This is a genomic window from Pseudoalteromonas sp. APC 3250 (assembly GCF_030407915.1).
Classification (GTDB): Bacteria; Pseudomonadota; Gammaproteobacteria; order Enterobacterales; family Alteromonadaceae; genus Pseudoalteromonas; species Pseudoalteromonas tetraodonis.
Window position 1 is genome coordinate 23,352 of the sequence record NZ_JASDCM010000017.1, and the last position, 19,476, is coordinate 42,827.

Sequence of the window (19,476 nt, forward strand, 5' to 3'; positions counted from 1 at the left end):
TTTTATTGTTTAATACACAGAATTTATTAGTCTTTGAATTGCTTATGGCAATCTTTACAGCCTTTAGCCCATGCACCAAATGCTTTACCAATGACCGCTTTGTCACCTGTTTGAGCTGCTATAGCAAGTTCATCAGCATATTGCTGAAACGCTGTCGCTTTTTTCATAAAAGTATCGTTTTCAGACCATACCGCAGGAAGTGCTGATGTATCGCCTTTTTCAGTGCCTGCGTAAAAGGCCTCCCAAGGCATTTTAGATAATGCCGCCGCGTTATTTGCACGCTGTTTGAATTGCTCTGCATCAAAAGGAATTTTACCCTTAAGCATGGCACCCATATCGCCTATTTGAACTGAAATCATAGAAAATGCAGCTTGGCGATACTCAATTGCATCACTCGGCTCTTTAAATGCAGAATTTGCAGATACACTAAGTGCGCATGTAGATAGTAATGCCCCGATAAATACTTGCTTCAATTTCACTTTACTCTACTCCTTTGAGGGTTCTTTAATTATCTTTGTATATTAGCTTAGGCTTTAGTTCAAGGGAAAGCATAGATTATTACTTTGATATTATTAACGGGATTTTAATCGGGCTGATATTATTTTACGGTTTATTGTGAATGTTTGTAAATGCAGTGTTGCTGCTTGTTGTTTGATTGTGTACATTCAGGTGTCATAAAAATAACCAATGAAGAGCATTTATGAAAAATAATATTTTTAAGCTGTCAGCGTTGTCTGCAGCGATAGTAATTTCGCTATCAGGGTGTGGTGGAAGCGATAATGATAATAACAATACAGTTCCAGTTGTTACTGATGTAGCACCAAAAGCGAGTGATGTTGTCGTTACTGATTTAAAACAATGGGTTCCAGTTACTGCAGACTTTAAAGCAAGTGATAATGATGGTGACGCACTTACTTTTAGTTTTACTGAAAATGGCGAGGCAATTACCGCGCAAGATGGTGTCTTTAAGTTTAGCCATGGTATGTTAACAGTAGAGGGTACTTCGTTTACATATGTGCCTGTTTCTGGTGAAGATGCGGTTATTGATTACACAGTAACTGCAAACGGTAAAACGGCCTCTGCGAAAATTAATATCTCAGGAATTATTGGAGATCCTCTTGCAAATCAGCAGTGGCACCTAAACAATACAGGTCAGAAAGCTTACTCGCTTAGTGATGAGATGAAACAAGGCTTAATTGATTTGTACGTTAGTTTATTTGGCGATACAGAAGAAGAAGCACAAGCCGATGTCAACGCTAGCTTTGCTCAATCAGAAGCGACAGAGCTTGTAGCTGGTGAAGATATGAATGTTGTTGATGCTTATGCTCAAGGTGTTACTGGGGCAGGTGCAACGGCAGTTGTGATCGATTCGGGTATGGAAATCCGCCATGAAGATTTAATCGATAATGTATTACCAAACCGCTCTTTAAACCTAAATGCTGATGCGACTGACCGTACAGATCCTACTAGTATGTCAAACAGTGGTGATCATGGTACAAGTGTTGCTGGTTTGATTGCTGCAAAAGGTTGGAATGGTAAAGGTGGCCGTGGCGTTGCTCCTGATGCTGGTTTAATTGGTATGAATTATCTTGGTGGTGCTAAAATCCCACAAACTGAGTTAATGGTGCATGGTTTCCCTGGAAGCGGCATTAGCACAACAGAAAATATTTCTGCGTTTAACCGTAGTTATGGCATAACTTTCCCAACATTTATTGCATATTCAGAATTAGATGAAGCTATTGAGTCATACCCAAACCTAAACCTGCGAGATGGTAAGGGGGCACTTAATATGAAATCGAGTGGTAACTCTTTTGTTGATGGCGGTGATGAAGGCTCACTATGTGAAGATAATGGAGCTAATGACTTAGGTTTAACGTGTTATAACGGTGCGTTTGAGCCAAGCCAAGGCCATCCTTACTATCTAAGTGTTGCTGCTGTAAATGCAAATGGTAAGCACACTAGCTACTCAACAGCAGGTGCTAACTTAATGGTTTCAGCGCCAGCTGGTGAATATGGTCGTTGGGCACCTGCAATGGTAACAACGGATCAGATGACATGTATCAACGGTTACTCAGGCTTTAATAGTGGTGCTGTTGCAAGCTTTACTCAGAGATATGGAGAAGAGTTTGCCATAAGCCAGTTCCCATTTAACTATCCTGGTAATGAAGATAACGCAAGTTGTAACTATACATCTACATTTAACGGTACATCGTCTGCTGCGCCAAATGCATCAGGTGTAGTATCACTTATTCTTTCGGCTAATCCTGAACTAACTTGGCGTGATGTGCGTCATATATTAGCGTCAACAAGTACATTAATTGACGCTGAAAATGCCCCTGTAAAATTAACTACCGCAGATGGTGAGTTTGTTGCACATGATGGTTGGGTTGAAAATGCCGCTGGTTATAGCTTTAATAACTTATATGGCTTTGGGCGTGTAGATGCAGGTGCAGCGGTTGCAATGGCTAAGTCTTATGACGCTTCATTAGGTGAGCAAGTAATCACGGATTGGAATGGTGTTGGTTCAGCCGTTTCTGAGAGTGCACTAGCATTAGAAATTCCTGATAACAGTGCTACAGGTTTAACGCAAGAAATTGTAGTTACAGAAGAATTAAACATTGAGGCAATGCAATTTAAATTTGATGTAAGCAACCCTGAAATGGGCTTCGGCCTAGCTGATGGTACTCAAACATCTGCTGGTAATGATTTAGCTATTGAGGTTACTTCGCCAGCGGGTACTCGAAGTGTATTACTTTCATCTAAACAAGCTTTGTTTTACCCTGCATATAGCTTCACGAATAGCTGGAGTGTAGGTTATGTACTTAAAGACGCTGTGATGCTTTCAAATGCTTTCTACGGAGAGTCTACGAAAGGTACTTGGACTGTTCGTTTGTTAGATACAAGCGCAGATAGCTTTGCATTTAGTCGAGGCTCAAATAATTCTCTAGGTGTTACTGGTATTAGTAATAATAACTCAGCAAGTGTACTTGAAGGTGTATCTCTTCGTGCATTTGGTCACGCAGGTCAAGAGTAAGGATTATAAAGATGAAAATTAAACAATTAATCGTATTGGGTGCTGCTGCGTGTATTTCGTTTGGGGCAACAGCAAACACTAGCTCAGATAAAGAGCTTCAGCTTCCTAAGAAACAAGTAGCTAAATTAAAGTTTGATAAAGCGGATTTTGGTTCTTACAAAATTGAAAAGAACTTACGTTTAGTGCCTTCGAGTGTTGCTTCAGAAGAGCATGTCGTTATGCAAAAAGGTGAGATGACAGTAGTAAGCGTAGATAAATCGTCTGATGTGGTCACAAAAGGAACATTAGTTCGTAATATTTTTACTAATAACCTAACGTCACTATCAGGTAATATTACTATTCTTTTAAAAGATGGTATGAGTGCAAGCGATGTTGCTTCGGCTGCAGGTTTGAAGGTCGTATCTTTATTCCCAGGCACTAAAATTGCTGTTTTAGCTGTAAATGATGGTCAAGATATTTTAGTTGCATCAAAGCAGCTAAAAGAATCTGGTTTGATTAAAGAAGCTAAAATAGAAGTGTTAGAAACTATTTACACTGCACAGTAATCTGTTTTAAATAAGTAAAACCCCGAGTAGCACGATTGACTCGGGGTTTTTTATTATTCGTTTATATCTATATCTGCGAAAATCATCCCTCGACGCATACTGCGCGTTGCCAAAAACACCTCACCGAGTAATGACATAAATGCACATATCAGTAATGCCATTGCACCAACAAAACAGCTGCCAATAGTGACACCTAAATTAATTGACTGTATGTGAGATAAAAATAACAGCATAACCACGGCGCAAACTAATAGTGCACTTAATACACTTAAACTAAATGCAATGTGTATGCAGCGAGAGCGCTTAAGGAGTGCTCTAAGCTCTGTAGTCAGAGACAAGTTAAATTCTTCATCGGTGCTAACTTTTAATTTTCGCTCTAACTGTCTGGCTCTGTCTGTAATTCGCGCCAAGCGATTAGATAAAACCCCGAGCGTTGCTGCAATACCAGTAATTAAAAAAACGGGTGCAACCGCTGTTTGAATGACTTTAGCCATTGTTAAAATGTTAATTACGTCGTTGTTCATTTTTATCCTTATTAATTAGCAGCATGAAGAGGCTATATAATGCTACTTCGTTATTGTTAGGATAACTGAAGTCATAAACATATAAAAAGAATTTCTAGGCTCTCTTTTTACATAGCTTCACAAACTAAATCTCCGTGCTATTAAATATTAGGTATATTTAATAAAAATAAAAACTACAGAGATTCCAATCAATGAAACACACCCCATTTGTTCTTACTTTTATATCCTTAGCTATTTTAGGGGGATGTAATAAAGCCCCTGATGTTGAGCAATCAGCAAAGGTTGAAAATGTAGCTGCTCAAACCGAAGTCATGCCGCCGATTGCGAAGAAAGTGCCATATGAAATGACAATCCATGGCGACACTCGCATCGATGATTATTACTGGATGCGTGATGATGAGCGAAAAGATCCTGAGGTACTTAGTTACCTTGAGGCTGAAAATGCTTATACAGATGCAATGCTTGCGCATACAAAAACGTTACAAACTAGGTTATTTGAAGAGCTAAAAGGGCGAATTCAAAAAGACGATGATTCAGTGCCAGTTAAAAACGGTGACTATTATTATTCATCACAAACTCGCGGTGATAACGAATACGCAACTTATGTACGTAGTAGTGATTTTGCAGGCACTGACCAGCAGGTTATTTTAGATGTAAACGAGCTAGCTAAGGAACATGATTATTATGCCGTAAGTGGTTTAGATGTAAGTCCAAACGGCAATTTAATGGCATATGGTGAAGATACCGTAAGTCGTCGTATTTATAATATAAAAATAAAAGACTTAAGCACTGGTAAATTACTCGAAGATACGCTTAAAGGTACGAATGGCAGTGTTGTTTGGGCAAACGACAACAAAACGCTTTATTACATAAAAAAAGATTTACAAACTTTACTAGGTTACCAAGTTTATCGTCATACGCTCGGTACCCCACAGGCTGAAGATGAACTCGTTTATGAAGAAACAGATACCAGTTATTACATGGGTATTAGCAAAAGCAAAGACGATTCAGAAATTTATATCTGGCACAGCAGTACAACTGCGTCAGGTGTATCGGTTTTAAGTGCTGATGATGTTAAAGCTATGCCAAAACGCTTGATTGAACGTGAAGCGGATCTGGAGTATGGAATTTCTAAGCTGGGTAATACTTACTACATTGTCACTAATTTAAACGCAGTCAACTTTCAGTTAATGAAAGTAGATATTGATAAAGCTGGCGATAAAGCTAATTGGCAAACGGTGATCCCCGCTCGCGATAATATAAAATTAGAAGGCATCGACTTATTTAACGATTACTTAGTGTATCAGCAGCGTGAAATGGGTCAGTCGACTATTATTGCTCGTAACTTAACCACGGGTAAAGAGATACCGCTTAGCTTTAACGACAGTGCTTATACAATTAGCACCTACGGTAACAATGATTTAAATAGCGATACATTACGTGTGTATTATACCAGTATGACAACACCCGCTTCATCGTATGATGTTAATTTAGCTACTGGCAATAAAACATTACTTAAACAACAAAAAGTACTCGGTGATTTTAGTGCAGATAACTACGCATCAGAGCGAATTTTTGTCACTGCACGAGATGGTATTAAAGTACCGGTAAGCCTAGTCTATCGCAAAGACATGTTTAAAAAAGAGGGAACTAATCCGCTGCTACAATATGGTTATGGCTCGTATGGCGCGACCATGGATCCTACCTTTTCTAGCGCTCGCTTAAGTTTGCTCGATCGGGGTTTTGTATTTGCCATTGCGCATATTCGCGGTTCACAAATGCTAGGTCGCCCTTGGTATGAGGACGGTAAACTACTGACTAAAAAGAACACCTTTAACGACTTTGTAGATGTTACCAAGGCATTAGTTGAGCAAAAGTATGGTGCAAAAGATAAAATATTTGCTCAAGGTGGCAGTGCGGGTGGCTTGTTAATGGGCGCAGTGGCAAACCAAGCTCCTGAGTTGTATAAAGGTATGGTGGCTGCGGTTCCATTTGTTGATGTAGTGACCACGATGCTTGATGCAAGTATTCCACTTACAACCAACGAATACGGTGAGTGGGGTAACCCTAACGAGAAAGAATACTATGAGTATATGTTATCGTATTCACCTTATGATCAGGTCAGTAAGCAAGATTACCCAAATATGTTAGTTACTACTGGCTTACATGATTCACAGGTACAATATTTTGAGCCTGCAAAGTGGGTGGCTAAGCTGCGAGATTACAAAACAGATGATAACAAGCTACTGTTTAAAATCGATATGGAAGCAGGGCACGGAGGTGCATCAGGTCGCTTCAAACGCTTAGAAGATACTGCATTAAATTATGCTTTTATGCTTGATTTAGCGGGTGTGAATAAGTAACTGGTCTGGCAATATCAATAAGCGCAGCTATTTGCTGCGCTTTTTTATTTTTAAATATACACAAATGCTTTGCATTGGATAAATAAGCATTTACATTAAGGTGGCTAATGAGTGTGAATATTATTTTAGCGCAAAATAAAAACGAGAAGGGAGAGTGTAATGGAACAAAATCAAGAGATTAAAGTCGTCAATAAAGATGACCGCACATGGGCAATGCTATGTCATTTAAGTGCATTAGCGGGGTTTATTGTGCCATTTGGGTCGGTACTCGGCCCTCTTATTATCTGGTTAATTAAAAAAGATGAAATGCCAATTGTTGATATACATGGCAAAAAAGCCCTTAATTTTCAAATTACTATGGCTATAGCTTATTTTGTTTGTTTTTTACTAATTTTTGCAGCGGTTGGTTTACTACTGTTACCTATGGTGGCTATTTTTTCATTTGTGATGGTGGTTATCGCAAGCGTGAAAGCCAACGATGGCAAAGAGTTTAATTATCCCCTTAGCTTAAATTTGATAAAATAACTGTTTTTATTATTCGGTGAATTGGTTTTAAGTTAAAAAGTCGTTCAAACCCAGCTAATTGCTGGGTTTAGTTTTTAGCCATAAGGGAAAGATGCTCTATATAACATTATTTTTTACAGCATTTATATCTGCCACGTTATTACCTAGCTCCTCTGAAGTATTGATGGGTGGCATGATCATGCAAGGCAATACTAACTTATGGCTAATTTGGTTCGCAGCAACCTTGGGTAATGTACTAGGCAGTTGTGTTAACTATTGGTTAGGGACGCAGGCATTGCGTTTTAAAGATAAAAAATGGTTTCCAGTGTCTGAAAAAGGGCTTAAAAAAGCACAACAGCAGTTTAATAAATATGGTGTTTATAGCCTGTTGTTTGCTTGGCTGCCCATCGTTGGCGACCCACTAACCGTTATTGGCGGCGTGTTTAAAGTTCGCTTTACTACATTTTTAGTGCTGGTAACGCTCGGCAAGGGGTTACGTTATTTAGCGGTAATAGCCCTTGCCGTTGGATTATTTGTGCCAGTCGAGGGTTAAAGAAACCGAATCGGCAAAGCGCAACGCATGAGGTTTATCTACTCGAGCCTTAGCATAATTAACACTTGGGTGTGAGTGGCAAACAGCAAGAATTTCAGCAACTAGTTTTTCTAACAATAAAAAGTGTCCTTGCTCCACTAAGCTAATCACCTCTTTAGTAATCACTTTGTAGTTAAGTGCTTGGTCTACTTCATCTGTTTCACAAGCTTGATCAGCAGGGTAGTGAATTTCAAGGTTAATGACCACATCTTGTTTTTTTTCACGCTCATCAGGATTAAAACCAATAAATGTGCGTAGTCGTAAATTAGTTACATTAATAATTGCGTTTGCCATACATTATCCTTTGATCAGCTGTAAAAACTCATTACGTGTTTTCGGATCGGCTCTAAAGTTTCCTAGCATTACCGAGGTACGCATGCTTGAGTTTTGCTTTTCTACACCACGCATCATCATACACATGTGTTTTGCTTCAACAATTACCCCCACACCTTTTGCACCGGTTACTTCCTCAACCGCTTTTGCAATTTGATGGGTAAGCTGTTCTTGAATTTGAAAACGACGCGAAAACATATCAACAATACGCGCAAACTTAGATAAGCCTAATACTTTGCCATCAGGGATATAAGCAATATGACAGCGGCCAATAAAAGGGAGTAAATGATGTTCACACATAGAGTAAAGCTCGATGTCTTGTATCAATACCATGTCGTCAGCGTCAGAGGTGAATACCGCATTGTTAGTGATTTCGTTAAGCGTTTGACGATATCCTTGAGTAAGGTACTCCATCGCTTTTGCAGCGCGTTTTGGGGTATCAAGTAACCCTTCACGTTCAGCGTCTTCACCTACAGCAGTTATAATTTTTTGATAGCTTTCTTTTAATTCGTTATGCATAAGTTTCTCAGTTTTATTAGGACTTACTTAAGATGGCGACCACCATCAACAGGTAAAGCACGCCCTGTGATGTAATGGCTGTTCAGTAGTAGGTCTATACTATTAATAATTTCTTGGCATCCAGGTTCGATACCCATTAATGATTTTTTTAAAGTTTTAGCGCGATACTGCTCATCATCATGTTGGTTAAAAATAATTAATGATGGTGCGACTGAATTTACTTTTATGTTAGGTGCATATTTAGCACTAAATGATTTAGTTAAGTTATCCAGTGCGGCTTTACTGGCCGCATAAGCAAGATGCTTTGGACTGCCTGTTTCCACTACATAATCAGTCAAATGAATAATGTCAGCGGGTTTAGCATGCGACGCCTGATAATTTAATAGTAAATCTGCGCAGTGTAAGTTTACCAAGTACGGTGTTTTTGCATGAATGCGCATCATATTGTCAAACAGCTGCTCAAAGTGGGGGTTGTTAGCTTCACAGTCCCAGCTTGATGCATTATGAATAACCGCCCTGAGTGAGTCAGTGTGTGATTTAAGCAACGTAATAAAAGTATTAATGCCCTCATCAGTACTAAAGTCAGCATAAAGACAGGTAACTCCTTGTTGTTCCAACGAATCAACAGCCTCATGACGGGTCCGATAAGTAATAATGACCGCTTGCCCTTGGGCTATAAAGTGCTTTGCCAGCGCAAGCCCTATACGTTGTGCTGCACCAGTAATCAAAATAGGGGGTGTCATAAAATATAAAACTCTCTGTTGGCAAGCGTTAAGGTTAACTTTTAAAAATTTAAGCCACTTATTTTCACGTCATGTTTACGTAAAATACAAGCGGCTCGATCAGTTAAATCACGCTTATAATATTGATTTAAAAAGCATCGTATATTGTTGGAATAGGCTGGCGCTTATGTTGCGTGCGCTGGTAAATTGCAATTAGCGTTTCTTCTACATGACTTGAAACTGCTTTACCTTCTAAAAAGTCATCAATTTCTTCATAACTTAAGCCAAGTGCTTCTTCGTCTGTTAGTCCAGGTCTATCACTTTCTAAATCTGCTGTTGGTGCTTTCTCAACTAAAAGCGCAGGCGCACCCAATGTGGTTGCTAATGCGCGAACTTGGCGTTTTGATAGGCCAAATAAAGGAGCCAAATCGCATGCACCATCACCAAATTTAGTGTAAAAACCCGTAATATTTTCAGCACTATGATCGGTACCGACCACTAAGCCTTGGCAAAAGCCGGCTATTTCATATTGCGCAATCATGCGTTGACGTGCTTTGACATTACCTTTAATAAAATCGATTTTATCTTGCGAAGGGAGTGTTTGTTCGGTACCCGCGAGAGTTGCCATTGTCTGCTCATGCAGAGCATCGGTTGCGGGTTTAATGTTTACTGTCATGCGGGTGCTCGGCTTAATGAAATCAACCGCCATTTGCGCTTCACTTTCATCAGCTTGAACGCCATAAGGTAGGCGTACAGCAATAAATTGATAATGAGTGTCAGGGTGTTCTTGGTTTAGCTCATCAATAGCAAGTTGACACAAACGGCCACAGGTCGATGAATCTACACCACCACTGATCCCTAGTACAAGTGAGGTTGAATATGCCGCTTTTAAACGTGCTTTAATAAAATCCACTCGGCGTTTAATTTCAGCGTTTACATCAATCGAAGGCTGAACTTTCATTTCAGCCATAATCTCGGCGCGCATGGCCCGCTCCTTTAGTTAAATAATTTTTACGCTCTACATAGAGCAACTATTATGTGATTTCATATTTATGAATTAAAGCCCTAAGTGAGCTTTTATTTGTTTAAGCTGGACTTTTAGCTCATCAATTTCTGCAAGTAAGTCATTTAGCTCAGTGTTTTTTATATCATCAGTGTGTGTTTGTGCCTCAAGTGAAGCCTCGTTCACAGATGATTGATCTGCAAATAAATGAATATATCGACAATCCCGTTTACCTGATTCGCGCGGCAGCTTTTTAACATGATTGCTTTGAATTAGTTGTTCAAGTGACTTTTCAACATCATCAATATGAGCAAAGTCGGCAAGGCGGCTACTGCGTGTTTTTAATTCGCCAGGTGTTTGTGCGCCTCGCAATAATAATAAACAAATAATCGCCCTTTGCTGTTGATCAAATTGCAGGTGACTAAACTCAGTATTACAAAAACGATGATCGTATTTATTAACTCGCCCAGACAGCCCTTCATTTACAGTGACTAATCGCATACTGATTAATTCATCAACGGTTGTTTGAACTTGCTCTTCTATATAATTAACAACTGGCGCGCGATTCGATTTTTGATTACAGGCATTTGTTAATGCATTTAACGATAAAGGGTAGTGCTCAGGTGTTGTGCTTTGTTTTTCTAATAAACAACCAATAACGCGTTGTTGCTCCATTGATAATTGCAATTGCATACCTTATCTCACCTAATAAATTCTATTTTTAGCTTACACTGTTATTTGCTTGTAAGCCATTGCTGGAGCTTAGAATGAAGAGTTGTGGCATTGAGGGGTTTAGTTAAATAATCATCCATACCAGTGGCTAAACATTTGTCTTTATCACCCTGCATTGCGTTTGCGGTAAGCGCTATTATTGTTATGTTTTTATTTACCTTACCTGCTTTGCCTTCTCTGATGGCAATAGTTGCTTGGTAGCCATCCATCGTAGGCATTTGGCAATCCATTAATATTAATTGATAAGTGTTAGCTGGGTTTTGATTCAACTTTTCAACTGCCTCAGCACCATTTTCAGCAATCTCAAATGTCACGTTCAACTGTTTTAAAAAAGCAGCGGTAACAACTTGGTTAATTTTATTATCTTCTACTAATAAAACATGCGCCGCCAGTGTATCTGTCATAACCTCAGTGGCAGCAAGCGACTTTAGTTGTGTATCAACGTGTGTTTGCTCGATAGTGCTTTTTGCAGTCAGCGCATTTTGTAAATCAAAAGGGGTGAGTGGTTTAAATACGAGGGTTTCTTCGGTTAATGGTAAGGTCGCGTTTTTATTTGTATAACTCATGGGAGCCATAATAATTAAATGGCTGTTACTTTTTATTAAAAACTGCTTAAGTGCGAGTGCTTGAGCTTCGTATAATGGTTCAAATAAAGCACTGTCAACGAGCACAATGTTTGGTGGGGTATCTTCATGGCTATTAATGTAGTCACTTATAGACAGGTAATCGCAAATCGTGCTGACCTTGCCCCCCCAGCGAGTTAATTGTTTTTTGGCAATAGTGGTATTGAGTAAGCAATCATCAATAACCCAAATACGCTTATTTTTAATTGCTTGATATGCTTCGTGCTGTTGAACTAATTGAGGGATTATCTTTATAAAAAAGGAAAATGTACTGCCTTTATTTGGTGTACTGCTCACATTCACTTCGCCACCCATGAGCTCACAAAGCTGCTTTACAATAGCAAGACCCAGGCCTGTGCCACCATATTGGCGTGTGGTTGATGTGTCTGCTTGAGTAAATGAGTCAAATAAATGGGGCTGTTTCTCTGCGCTGATTCCTATACCTGAGTCAGCGATTGCACATTCTAAAACTGTGGCGTCAAGTGTGTGGGCTATTTTAGCGGTTACCAATATTTCACCGTTTTGGGTGAATTTAACGGCATTACCAATTAAGTTACTTAAAATTTGACGTAATCTATTCGGATCGCTAATAAATTCGCTGCTAGTGATATGTGTTGCATCCAAAATTAACGTGGTGTTATTTTGTTCGGCTTTTAATGCAAATGACTCAACCACTTCACCCAGTAAGCGAGGTAAATTAAATTGAATATTTTCAATGTCTAACTTGCCAGCCTCTATTTTAGAAAAGTCTAAAATATCATTAATAATTCCTAATAATGACTCTGCAGATGATTGCGCAAGTTTAATATGATGCTTTTGTTGTTGATCTAATTGGGTTGCTTTAACAATATTAAGCATTCCCAACACCCCATTCATGGGTGTGCGAATTTCATGGCTCATACTGGCTAAAAACTCACTTTTTGCAATCACAGCTTGTTCTGCGGCTTCTTTTGCCTTGACTAGTTGTGCCTCTGTTTCTATACGTTGTTGGCTAGAGTAAAGGCTGCCAATTAAAGCCCCTACAGCAATTAAAAAGCTTTCTTCATTATGGCTCCATGTTCTAACTATATCTTGCTCAGCACAAACTATTCCAATAGAGCCACTGCTTGCAGGAATAAGAACACACAGCATCGCCTTGACTGAAAACGGTTGAAGGTAGCTTTCTTTGATAGGGGCTAAGTAGGGATGTTGTTGAGCATCATCAACACAAAATATCGCTTTTCGTTCTATTGCGGTAAAAAAGTCAGGAATAGTTTCTTGCAGCCACGGAATATTATTTTCGCTACCTGAACGATTAAAACTCGCAAATTGAATTAGCTGGGTTCTTTGTTGATTAAACAATTTTATACTGGCGCAGTTTACCTCAAGGGCTTGGCAAATAGACTGCGTGATTAATTCTTTAGATTGGCTTAGTTTGCCATTTAATATTTCATCACTCACCGTTAAGGAGGCCAAGGTTTCGTTAAAACGAGCAATTTTGCGATTTTCTAATTCTACTTTTTTACGGGCATCAATATTTTGTAATGAACCAAATATTCTTACACAACGGCCATTTTTATGTTCAGCTTCACCGTGAACAAGTGCCCATACAGGCTGACCATTTGCATTGATCACTTCAAGCTCAGTTTCGTAACTTTCACCATGCTTAATTGCTCTTTCAACCAGTTTAGCGATTTTTTCTCTACTTTCACCTTCTTTAAAATAGTTTAAATTTTCTGACCATTTTGGTTGCTCATCTAATGGGTATTCAAATATTTTTTTAGTCATATCTGACCAAAACACGTGTTTTTTTTCTAAGTTAAACGACCATGCACCGACTTGTGCTAAATTACTCATCACCTCAAGCATTCTTTCGCTTTCTTGTTCACGGTTGAGTATTTTTAGATAAAACAAAAAGGCAGAAATGAGCAAGCCTAACACGGTTAAAATAATGAACCGTAAAGGCCAGATCGAAGAACTCACTGGTTGCCAGCCTTGCTTGGGTATAACATAAAGCTGCCAAACACCTCCTTGAAAGTTTAAAGTAAATTCTAGAGGGTCTTGATCAGTAATAGAGGGGCCACCGAAAAAAAACTCACCTTGCTTACCTAATCCATTACGTCCTTGTATTGCTATATTATAATTTTGCTGTAGTTCAATAATCCCCGAGTTTTCATAAACTTTTTCTATATCGAGTACCACTGAGAGCAATCCCCAAAAGGCGTTATTTTCTGGCAAGTATACTGGTACGCGCGCAATCAAGGCTTCGCTGCCTTGGATAAGCTGAAGTGGACCTGCCATCACGATCGTATTCGTGTCTCTTGCTTTAATGGCATCTTCGCGCTGTGCTTTATTTTCCAAAAAATTAAGACCTATCGCTTTTTCGTTACCTTTAAGCGGATGGGTCATTTTTATTACCATGCCTGGCGCCGCGCCAATGTTACGTAGCTCATTTGAGGTTTCAAAAAGTGGGGCTGCAATTTGTTCAAAGCGAGTTTGATCTAAGTTTGGCTCAGCGGCAACAGCAATAGCTAAGCCACGAATGAGTTGAATATTAGACACTAATACAGCTTCAAGTTGTGCTCTATAGGTACTTACCTGCGACAGAGTGCGTAATCGATAAGCATCTTTCTCACGGTGATAATTGACGTGATCAAGCACCAAGCTGATAGTGATTATCAACACCAGCGATAATAAAAAAGTCAGCTTAGCGTTATTAATTCGGGTGCGTTTGTTTTTGCGCTGCGGGGACATAGAATGTAATTAAGTTGTTAATCAAGACAGGCTAACTATAGTCAATTTATCGAAGAAATAAAAATGGCGCAGTTAAAAATGCGCCATTTTATTTTTATAATTAGTAGTTTAGGTGTGGTTATGAGTCGCTAACTTCGCGCGCCCAATGCTGTTGCTTTGCAACGTGTAATTTGCGGTAACCATCAAGAAGTGCTGCATGCTTTTTAAAACCCTCAAGCGATAAGCCTGGGAAAGTTAAGCCGTTAAATAATTTACGACCTTCAGCAATTTCAATAGCAAGCGTGACATTGTCGCTACCAAACATTAAACCTAATGCATCTTGATAACTTGCATATTCGCGCTCGTCATCATATTTAATTTCAAGGATTGCTTTTAAGCAACGAAAGTGACGCATCGCTTCGTCGTTTACTTGGCCGGTATGCAAAATCCAATCAACCCAGTCAATAGCTTCTTCATTACCCGCCGCTAAGCATAAATGTGCTTTAAGCTCACCAATGCGTAGTGTGTGCCAAGGTGTATCGGCGTCGGTTGCTAAGCCAATGAATTCAGCTGCGCGAATAATATCGCTGTGGCCTGCTTCTTCGAGGTTGTCGTAAATTTCCATCCATTGTTCGCTATCGTACTGATCAAGCGATAAGAAGTCTTCACGGAATTTAGCGCCTTCATTATTGTTGCGCCAAATTAACTCATCTACTGGATAAATGTCTGACATACCAGGAACTAAAATACGACATGCATACACGTTTAAGTGGGTGTAATCCATAATATATATATCGTGACCCATGCTATGAATTAAATCAGTACAGAAGTTGTATTCTTGCTCAGTTGAACCACTAAAGTCCCAATGTACAAATTCAAAATCTGCTTCAGAGCGGAAAAAGTCATGTGAAATTAAACCGCTTGAATCAATAAAGTGCAGTTCAATGTTCTCAGGAGTAGCGACTTCGTCGTTATCAAATGTAGCAGGTTGGAATACGTCTAGTTGATCTAGGCGACGACCTTGCAGTAATTCAGTAACGGTACGCTCTAGCGCTACTTCAAATGAAGGGTGGGCACCAAAAGAAGCAAATACTGACCCATCAACAGGGTTTATAAGCGTGACACTCATTACTGGGTATTTACCGCCTAGTGATGCATCCGCAATGCGTAAATGGAAGCCATGGCTACGCAGCTCTTCACAAGCTTCATGAATTTTAGGGTATTGTTTTACCACCTCTTCAGGCACGATTGGCAAGCTGATACCTTCGGCAATAATGCGGTTTTTAATAGCGCGCTCAAATACTTCAGATAATCCCTGAACACGGGCTTCAAATTTAGTATTACCGGCACTCATACCATTAGAAACAAAAATATTACCAATCACATTCACCGGAATGTAAATGTCTTGGTTGTCGCGCTGACGAGTGTACGGTACAGAACAAATACCACGTTCGAAATTGCCAGAGTTAAAGTCATAAAGGTGTGATGCGGTTAATTCACGCTCTGGGTCAAAATAATCCCATAAGCTCTCATCCATAATACCCTGTGGTATTTCATCGTTTTCAACTTTAAACCATTTCTCGTTTGGATAATGAGTAAAGTCATCATTGGCAAATTCTTCGCCTAAGTAAAAATCAGCAAAAAAGTAGTTACAGCTTAAACGCTCAAAATATTCACCTAGCGCAGAGGCAATAGAGGCTTTATCAGTGGCACCTTTACCATTAGTAAACATCACACCGCAGTCGCTATCTTTTATATGAACTGAATAACAGTTTGCTACAGGGTTAAGCCACAGCGCTTCTTCAATATTAATATTTAGCGCTTTTAGCTTGTTTTGCATGGTAGAGATAGACGATTCTAAATCGCGGTCTTTACCTTTAATAAATGTTTTTTCAGTCATTTTTATCTCAACTAGGTCTGCACAATACATGAACTGTGTATTATCGTGGATTTTGATGTTTATTTCACCCTTTACCCGCTTTTCGTAGCGTTTTTAATAGAACGATTATGAATATATGCTAATAATAGTTTATTGAAATAGTTAAAGGGTATGTTTATGTTTAAAGTAATCAAACGGTTGCTATTGGTTGTTGTGGTTTTAGCACTCGCCAGTACTGCAATTGTTTACGGCGTTTTGACCTTAAGTTTGCCAGCCCTTGATGGTAAAGGCCGAAGCGATGCGGTAACACAGCCCGTTAAAGTCGCTCGTGATACGCTTGGCCAAGCCGTTATTACTGCAACTACTCGTCATGACGCTGCCTATGGCTTAGGGTATGCGCATGGGCAAGACCGCTTTTTTCAAATGGATTTATTACGTCGTAATGCGGCCGGTGAGCTAAGCGAACTATTTGGTGAAGCCGCGCTTGGGCTTGATAAAAAAATGCGTTTTCACCAATTACGTAAACGCAGCCAAGCTATTTTAAAAACCCTCCCGAAGGCCGACAAACAGCTGCTACGCAGTTATGCCCAAGGTGTAAATGAAGGCCTTGCACAAGTAGGGTACCCAAGTTTTGAATATTTAATCACAGGGGCCGAGCAAAAGCCTTGGCAAAGTGAAGACAGTTTATTAGTTATTTTTAGCATGTACCTTGATTTACAGTCATCTACATTTGAGCGCGACCAAGCTTTAATTCAAATAGAGCAGCAGTACGGTGCTGAAATGGTAAGTTTTTTAACTCAGCCTAGCCAATATCAAGCCGCATTGGATGGCAGTCAGCTCGCTCTTTTGAATAACCCAATCCCCGAGCTTTTATCGCAACCAATCACCGCGATTAAACCCATTACCGCTAACTTAGAAGTGGGTAGTAATAATTGGGCGGTCACCTCAAATTTAACCAACACTCAGGCTGCGATGCTCTCTGATGATATGCATTTATCAATGGCTGTGCCGGTTATTTGGTATCGAGCCCAATTAAACTATTCATTAAATAATAAACCCATGCAGGTAACGGGTGTCTCGCTTCCGGGAGCGCCGGCGATTGTAGTAGGCACAAATAACAACGTTGCATGGGGGTTTACCAACGGGTATTTAGATACCGCCGATTGGATTGCGCTTAATAGCGATAGCAAAATGTGGCAAGTAGATGAGCCTATTGCATTACCCAGTGGCAAAGTAGAAAGTTACTCTCTTACGCTCAGTGAATACGGTCCGGTAAAATACATTAATGAAAAGCCTTATGCACTGAGCTGGGCTGCACATCAACCATACGCCGTTAATATGCAGCTATTACAGCTTGAGCAAGCACAGAGTGTTGATGATGCGCTTGATATTGCAAGTGACGTAGGCATTCCTGTGCAAAACCTGCTGGTGGTCGATGACCAAGGAAATGCAGCATGGAAAAATATGGGCGGCATACCTGCGCGAACAACACCTAGTGAATTAGCCGTAAAAGAAGAAGATTACTCCGCGCTTTGGCAGCAAAACGAAATCGATCGACCTTTTATTAAAAATCCTGAAAACGGGCGATTGTGGACAGGTAATTCTCGAGTGGTATCTGCTGATGATAACGTCCGTTTTGGTAATGGCGGCTATGCGCTTGGAGCACGTGCAACGCAAATTCGCGATAGGTTATTTGAAAAACAACGCTTTAATGAAAGTGATTTTTATCAGTTGCAGTTAGATAACCAAGCACGATTTTTAATGCCTTGGCATGCCTTATTGCTTGAGCAGTTAAAAAAGCAGCCCACGCGCTATAAAGATCATATAAATGCCCTCGAAAACTGGCAGCAATGCGCTTGCCCGCAATCAATAGGGTATACCTTAGTAAAGACGTATCGTGATGAACTGATTAATATTTTATTTAGCAGTATTGAGACAACACTCAACCAGCAAGATGGCACATTAAAATATGTGAAACGTGATTTAGAGCCTGCTGTTTGGCAGTTAATAAAGGCTCAGCCAACAAGTTGGGTTAATCCGCAGTTTACTAATTGGGAGCAGCAATTACAGGGCGCATTTGAGCAAACACTCACGCAGTTAACATCAAGGTTTGGTAGTAACATACAAAACTGGCAGTGGGGAAAAGTAAACGAATTAGCGATTGAGCACCCGTTTGCTAAACAAATGCCCATACTAAGTAAGTTACTTAACATGCCAACAGCGCCCGGGTTTGGTGACAGTTATATGCCAGCGGTGCAAAAACGTAGTTTTGGCGCATCACAGCGTTTTATTGTTCAGCCTGGGCACTTAAAGAATGCTATTTTAACGATTCCGGGTGGGCAATCAGGCCACCCACTTTCTGAGTTTTATCGAGCTGGCTTTGATGAATATGTAAAAGGTAAGCACACGCCATTATTACCGCAAGCATTAATGCATCAAATTGAAATTGCACCAATGAACGACTAGCCTTGGATGCAAAGTGAGCTAAATAAGTAGTAATAACGTTTTATAACCCAGATAAAGCAATTATAGGAAAACAAAAATGAAAAAATTACTACCGGCATTAATCACCAGTTTACTGTTAAGCAATCATGCATTTGCGGATGAAAACCCTGTTACGGCTACACAATTAAGTGAACATGTTTACGTGTTATTTGGTCAAGGCGGTAACATTGCCGCAAGCGTGGGGGATGATGGCATTTATATTATTGACGATCAGTTTGCCAAGCTTTCCGACGATATAAAAAAAACCATTAGCGACTTAAAGCCAGGCAGTGCCGAGTTTGTAATTAATACCCATCATCATGGCGACCATACTGGGGGTAACGAGAACTTTGCCAAAGCGGGCGCACATGTGATTGCTCACGACAATGTACACAAACGCTTAAAAGAAAAACATGGTGAGGGTTCTGATTACTTACCGCGTATTAGTTTTGGCCATGATTTAAAACTGCACTTTAACAATGAGCATGCGCATGTTGTGCACTACTCAAATGCACACACAGATGGCGACTCGGTTATCTTTTTTAGTAACGACAACATAGTGCACATGGGCGATATATATTTTAACTTTGGAAGCTTACCTTTTGTTGATGTAGATAGTGGCGGTAGTGTTGATGGTGTTTTAGCGGCGGTTGATGATGTGATCAAACAAATTGATGAAAAAACAACCGTTATTCCAGGGCATGGCCCGATAAGCGACCGTTCAGGGCTAATGACGTATCGTAAGCTGGTACAAAAAGCGAAAGATGTTATGCTTAATGCTATGCAAAACGATGCCAGTTTAGAGCAAGTCCTCAAAGCCGATCCATTATCAGAACTTGGCCTTGAATATGCAAACTGGTTACCAAAAGAGCGTGTAACCACCCTTTTTTATCGCAGTTTAAAGTAG

General features: G+C 39.8%; 16 protein-coding genes. 7 read left to right on the top strand and 9 right to left on the bottom strand.

Features of this window, described 5'->3' with window-relative positions:
• Nucleotides 1-26: 26 nt before the first annotated feature.
• Nucleotides 27-479 carry a cytochrome c gene (locus QL986_RS15365; protein ID WP_290191687.1) on the bottom strand — a complete coding sequence of 151 codons (453 nt, stop codon included), beginning with the start codon at nucleotides 477-479 and terminating at the stop codon, nucleotides 27-29.
• 221 nt (nucleotides 480-700) lie between these two features.
• Between QL986_RS15365 and QL986_RS15370 the strand changes: the two genes are divergently transcribed.
• On the top strand, nucleotides 701-3,034 hold the full coding sequence (locus QL986_RS15370; protein ID WP_013463700.1) for a S8 family serine peptidase: 2,334 nt from the start codon (nucleotides 701-703) through the stop codon (nucleotides 3,032-3,034).
• 11 nt (nucleotides 3,035-3,045) lie between these two features.
• The gene (locus QL986_RS15375) at nucleotides 3,046-3,579 is read left to right on the top strand and encodes a hypothetical protein (RefSeq protein WP_013463701.1); all 534 of its coding nucleotides are present in this window, start codon (nucleotides 3,046-3,048) and stop codon (nucleotides 3,577-3,579) included.
• A gap of 53 nt (nucleotides 3,580-3,632) precedes the next feature.
• On the opposite strand, the gene QL986_RS15380 is transcribed toward QL986_RS15375, so the two are convergent.
• Nucleotides 3,633-4,103, bottom strand: a complete 471-nt coding sequence (locus tag QL986_RS15380; RefSeq protein ID WP_013463702.1) for a DUF2721 domain-containing protein — start codon at nucleotides 4,101-4,103, stop codon at nucleotides 3,633-3,635.
• Between the two features lie 191 nt (nucleotides 4,104-4,294).
• Here QL986_RS15380 and QL986_RS15385 point away from each other — a divergent pair, with 191 nt between their 5' ends.
• The 3 genes from QL986_RS15385 (at nucleotide 4,295) to QL986_RS15395 (ending at nucleotide 7,523) form a co-directional block, all read left to right on the top strand.
• On the top strand, nucleotides 4,295-6,466 hold the full coding sequence (locus tag QL986_RS15385; protein ID WP_138686361.1) for a S9 family peptidase: 2,172 nt from the start codon (nucleotides 4,295-4,297) through the stop codon (nucleotides 6,464-6,466).
• 159 nt (nucleotides 6,467-6,625) lie between these two features.
• Nucleotides 6,626-6,991, top strand: coding sequence for a DUF4870 domain-containing protein (locus tag QL986_RS15390; RefSeq protein ID WP_010392586.1), 366 nt, complete (start codon nucleotides 6,626-6,628; stop codon nucleotides 6,989-6,991).
• A 91-nt stretch (nucleotides 6,992-7,082) separates the two neighbouring features.
• A complete protein-coding gene (locus tag QL986_RS15395) occupies nucleotides 7,083-7,523 on the top strand; it encodes a YqaA family protein (RefSeq protein ID WP_013463704.1) in 441 nt (146 codons plus the stop codon).
• Here the strand turns inward: QL986_RS15395 and folX are convergent.
• The 7 genes from folX to ycaO all read right to left on the bottom strand — a co-directional run bounded on the left by folX (nucleotide 7,500) and on the right by ycaO (nucleotide 16,106).
• Nucleotides 7,500-7,856, bottom strand: a complete 357-nt coding sequence (gene folX, locus QL986_RS15400; RefSeq protein WP_013463705.1) for a dihydroneopterin triphosphate 2'-epimerase — start codon at nucleotides 7,854-7,856, stop codon at nucleotides 7,500-7,502. The two genes, QL986_RS15395 and folX, sit on opposite strands and share 24 nt — an antisense overlap.
• 3 nt (nucleotides 7,857-7,859) lie before the next feature.
• Complete coding sequence (gene folE / locus QL986_RS15405) at nucleotides 7,860-8,414, bottom strand: GTP cyclohydrolase I FolE (RefSeq protein WP_008108996.1); 555 nt, start codon at nucleotides 8,412-8,414, stop codon at nucleotides 7,860-7,862.
• Between the two features lie 23 nt (nucleotides 8,415-8,437).
• Nucleotides 8,438-9,157, bottom strand: a complete 720-nt coding sequence (folM, locus tag QL986_RS15410) for a dihydromonapterin reductase (protein ID WP_013463706.1) — start codon at nucleotides 9,155-9,157, stop codon at nucleotides 8,438-8,440.
• 127 nt (nucleotides 9,158-9,284) lie between these two features.
• Nucleotides 9,285-10,121, bottom strand: coding sequence for an ammonia-dependent NAD(+) synthetase (nadE, locus tag QL986_RS15415; RefSeq protein WP_013463707.1), 837 nt, complete (start codon nucleotides 10,119-10,121; stop codon nucleotides 9,285-9,287).
• Between the two features lie 72 nt (nucleotides 10,122-10,193).
• Complete coding sequence (locus QL986_RS15420; RefSeq protein ID WP_024601972.1) at nucleotides 10,194-10,826, bottom strand: YceH family protein; 633 nt, start codon at nucleotides 10,824-10,826, stop codon at nucleotides 10,194-10,196.
• A 47-nt stretch (nucleotides 10,827-10,873) separates the two neighbouring features.
• Complete coding sequence (locus QL986_RS15425; protein WP_138686362.1) at nucleotides 10,874-14,227, bottom strand: ATP-binding protein; 3,354 nt, start codon at nucleotides 14,225-14,227, stop codon at nucleotides 10,874-10,876.
• A 118-nt stretch (nucleotides 14,228-14,345) separates the two neighbouring features.
• Nucleotides 14,346-16,106, bottom strand: coding sequence for a 30S ribosomal protein S12 methylthiotransferase accessory factor YcaO (gene ycaO / locus QL986_RS15430; RefSeq protein ID WP_013463710.1), 1,761 nt, complete (start codon nucleotides 16,104-16,106; stop codon nucleotides 14,346-14,348).
• A gap of 156 nt (nucleotides 16,107-16,262) precedes the next feature.
• Between ycaO and QL986_RS15435 the strand changes: the two genes are divergently transcribed.
• Nucleotides 16,263-18,551: a penicillin acylase family protein gene (locus QL986_RS15435; protein WP_033103661.1), complete on the top strand. Its 2,289-nt coding sequence runs from the start codon at nucleotides 16,263-16,265 to the stop codon at nucleotides 18,549-18,551.
• A 76-nt stretch (nucleotides 18,552-18,627) separates the two neighbouring features.
• Complete coding sequence (locus QL986_RS15440; protein ID WP_033103662.1) at nucleotides 18,628-19,476, top strand: MBL fold metallo-hydrolase; 849 nt, start codon at nucleotides 18,628-18,630, stop codon at nucleotides 19,474-19,476.

Excerpts from the sequence above, each read along its gene's own strand:
- QL986_RS15370 (WP_013463700.1), top strand. The coding sequence starts at position 701 with ATGAAAAATAATATTTTTAAGCTGTCAGCGTTGTCTGCAGCGATAGTA.
- QL986_RS15375 (WP_013463701.1), top strand. The coding sequence starts at position 3,046 with ATGAAAATTAAACAATTAATCGTATTGGGTGCTGCTGCGTGTATTTCG.
- QL986_RS15380 (WP_013463702.1), bottom strand. The coding sequence starts at position 4,103 with ATGAACAACGACGTAATTAACATTTTAACAATGGCTAAAGTCATTCAA.
- QL986_RS15385 (WP_138686361.1), top strand. The coding sequence starts at position 4,295 with ATGAAACACACCCCATTTGTTCTTACTTTTATATCCTTAGCTATTTTA.
- QL986_RS15390 (WP_010392586.1), top strand. The coding sequence starts at position 6,626 with ATGGAACAAAATCAAGAGATTAAAGTCGTCAATAAAGATGACCGCACA.
- QL986_RS15395 (WP_013463704.1), top strand. The coding sequence starts at position 7,083 with ATGCTCTATATAACATTATTTTTTACAGCATTTATATCTGCCACGTTA.
- folX (WP_013463705.1), bottom strand. The coding sequence starts at position 7,856 with ATGGCAAACGCAATTATTAATGTAACTAATTTACGACTACGCACATTT.
- folE (WP_008108996.1), bottom strand. The coding sequence starts at position 8,414 with ATGCATAACGAATTAAAAGAAAGCTATCAAAAAATTATAACTGCTGTA.
- folM (WP_013463706.1), bottom strand. The coding sequence starts at position 9,157 with ATGACACCCCCTATTTTGATTACTGGTGCAGCACAACGTATAGGGCTT.
- nadE (WP_013463707.1), bottom strand. The coding sequence starts at position 10,121 with ATGCGCGCCGAGATTATGGCTGAAATGAAAGTTCAGCCTTCGATTGAT.
- QL986_RS15425 (WP_138686362.1), bottom strand. The coding sequence starts at position 14,227 with ATGTCCCCGCAGCGCAAAAACAAACGCACCCGAATTAATAACGCTAAG.
- ycaO (WP_013463710.1), bottom strand. The coding sequence starts at position 16,106 with ATGACTGAAAAAACATTTATTAAAGGTAAAGACCGCGATTTAGAATCG.
- QL986_RS15435 (WP_033103661.1), top strand. The coding sequence starts at position 16,263 with ATGTTTAAAGTAATCAAACGGTTGCTATTGGTTGTTGTGGTTTTAGCA.
- QL986_RS15440 (WP_033103662.1), top strand. The coding sequence starts at position 18,628 with ATGAAAAAATTACTACCGGCATTAATCACCAGTTTACTGTTAAGCAAT.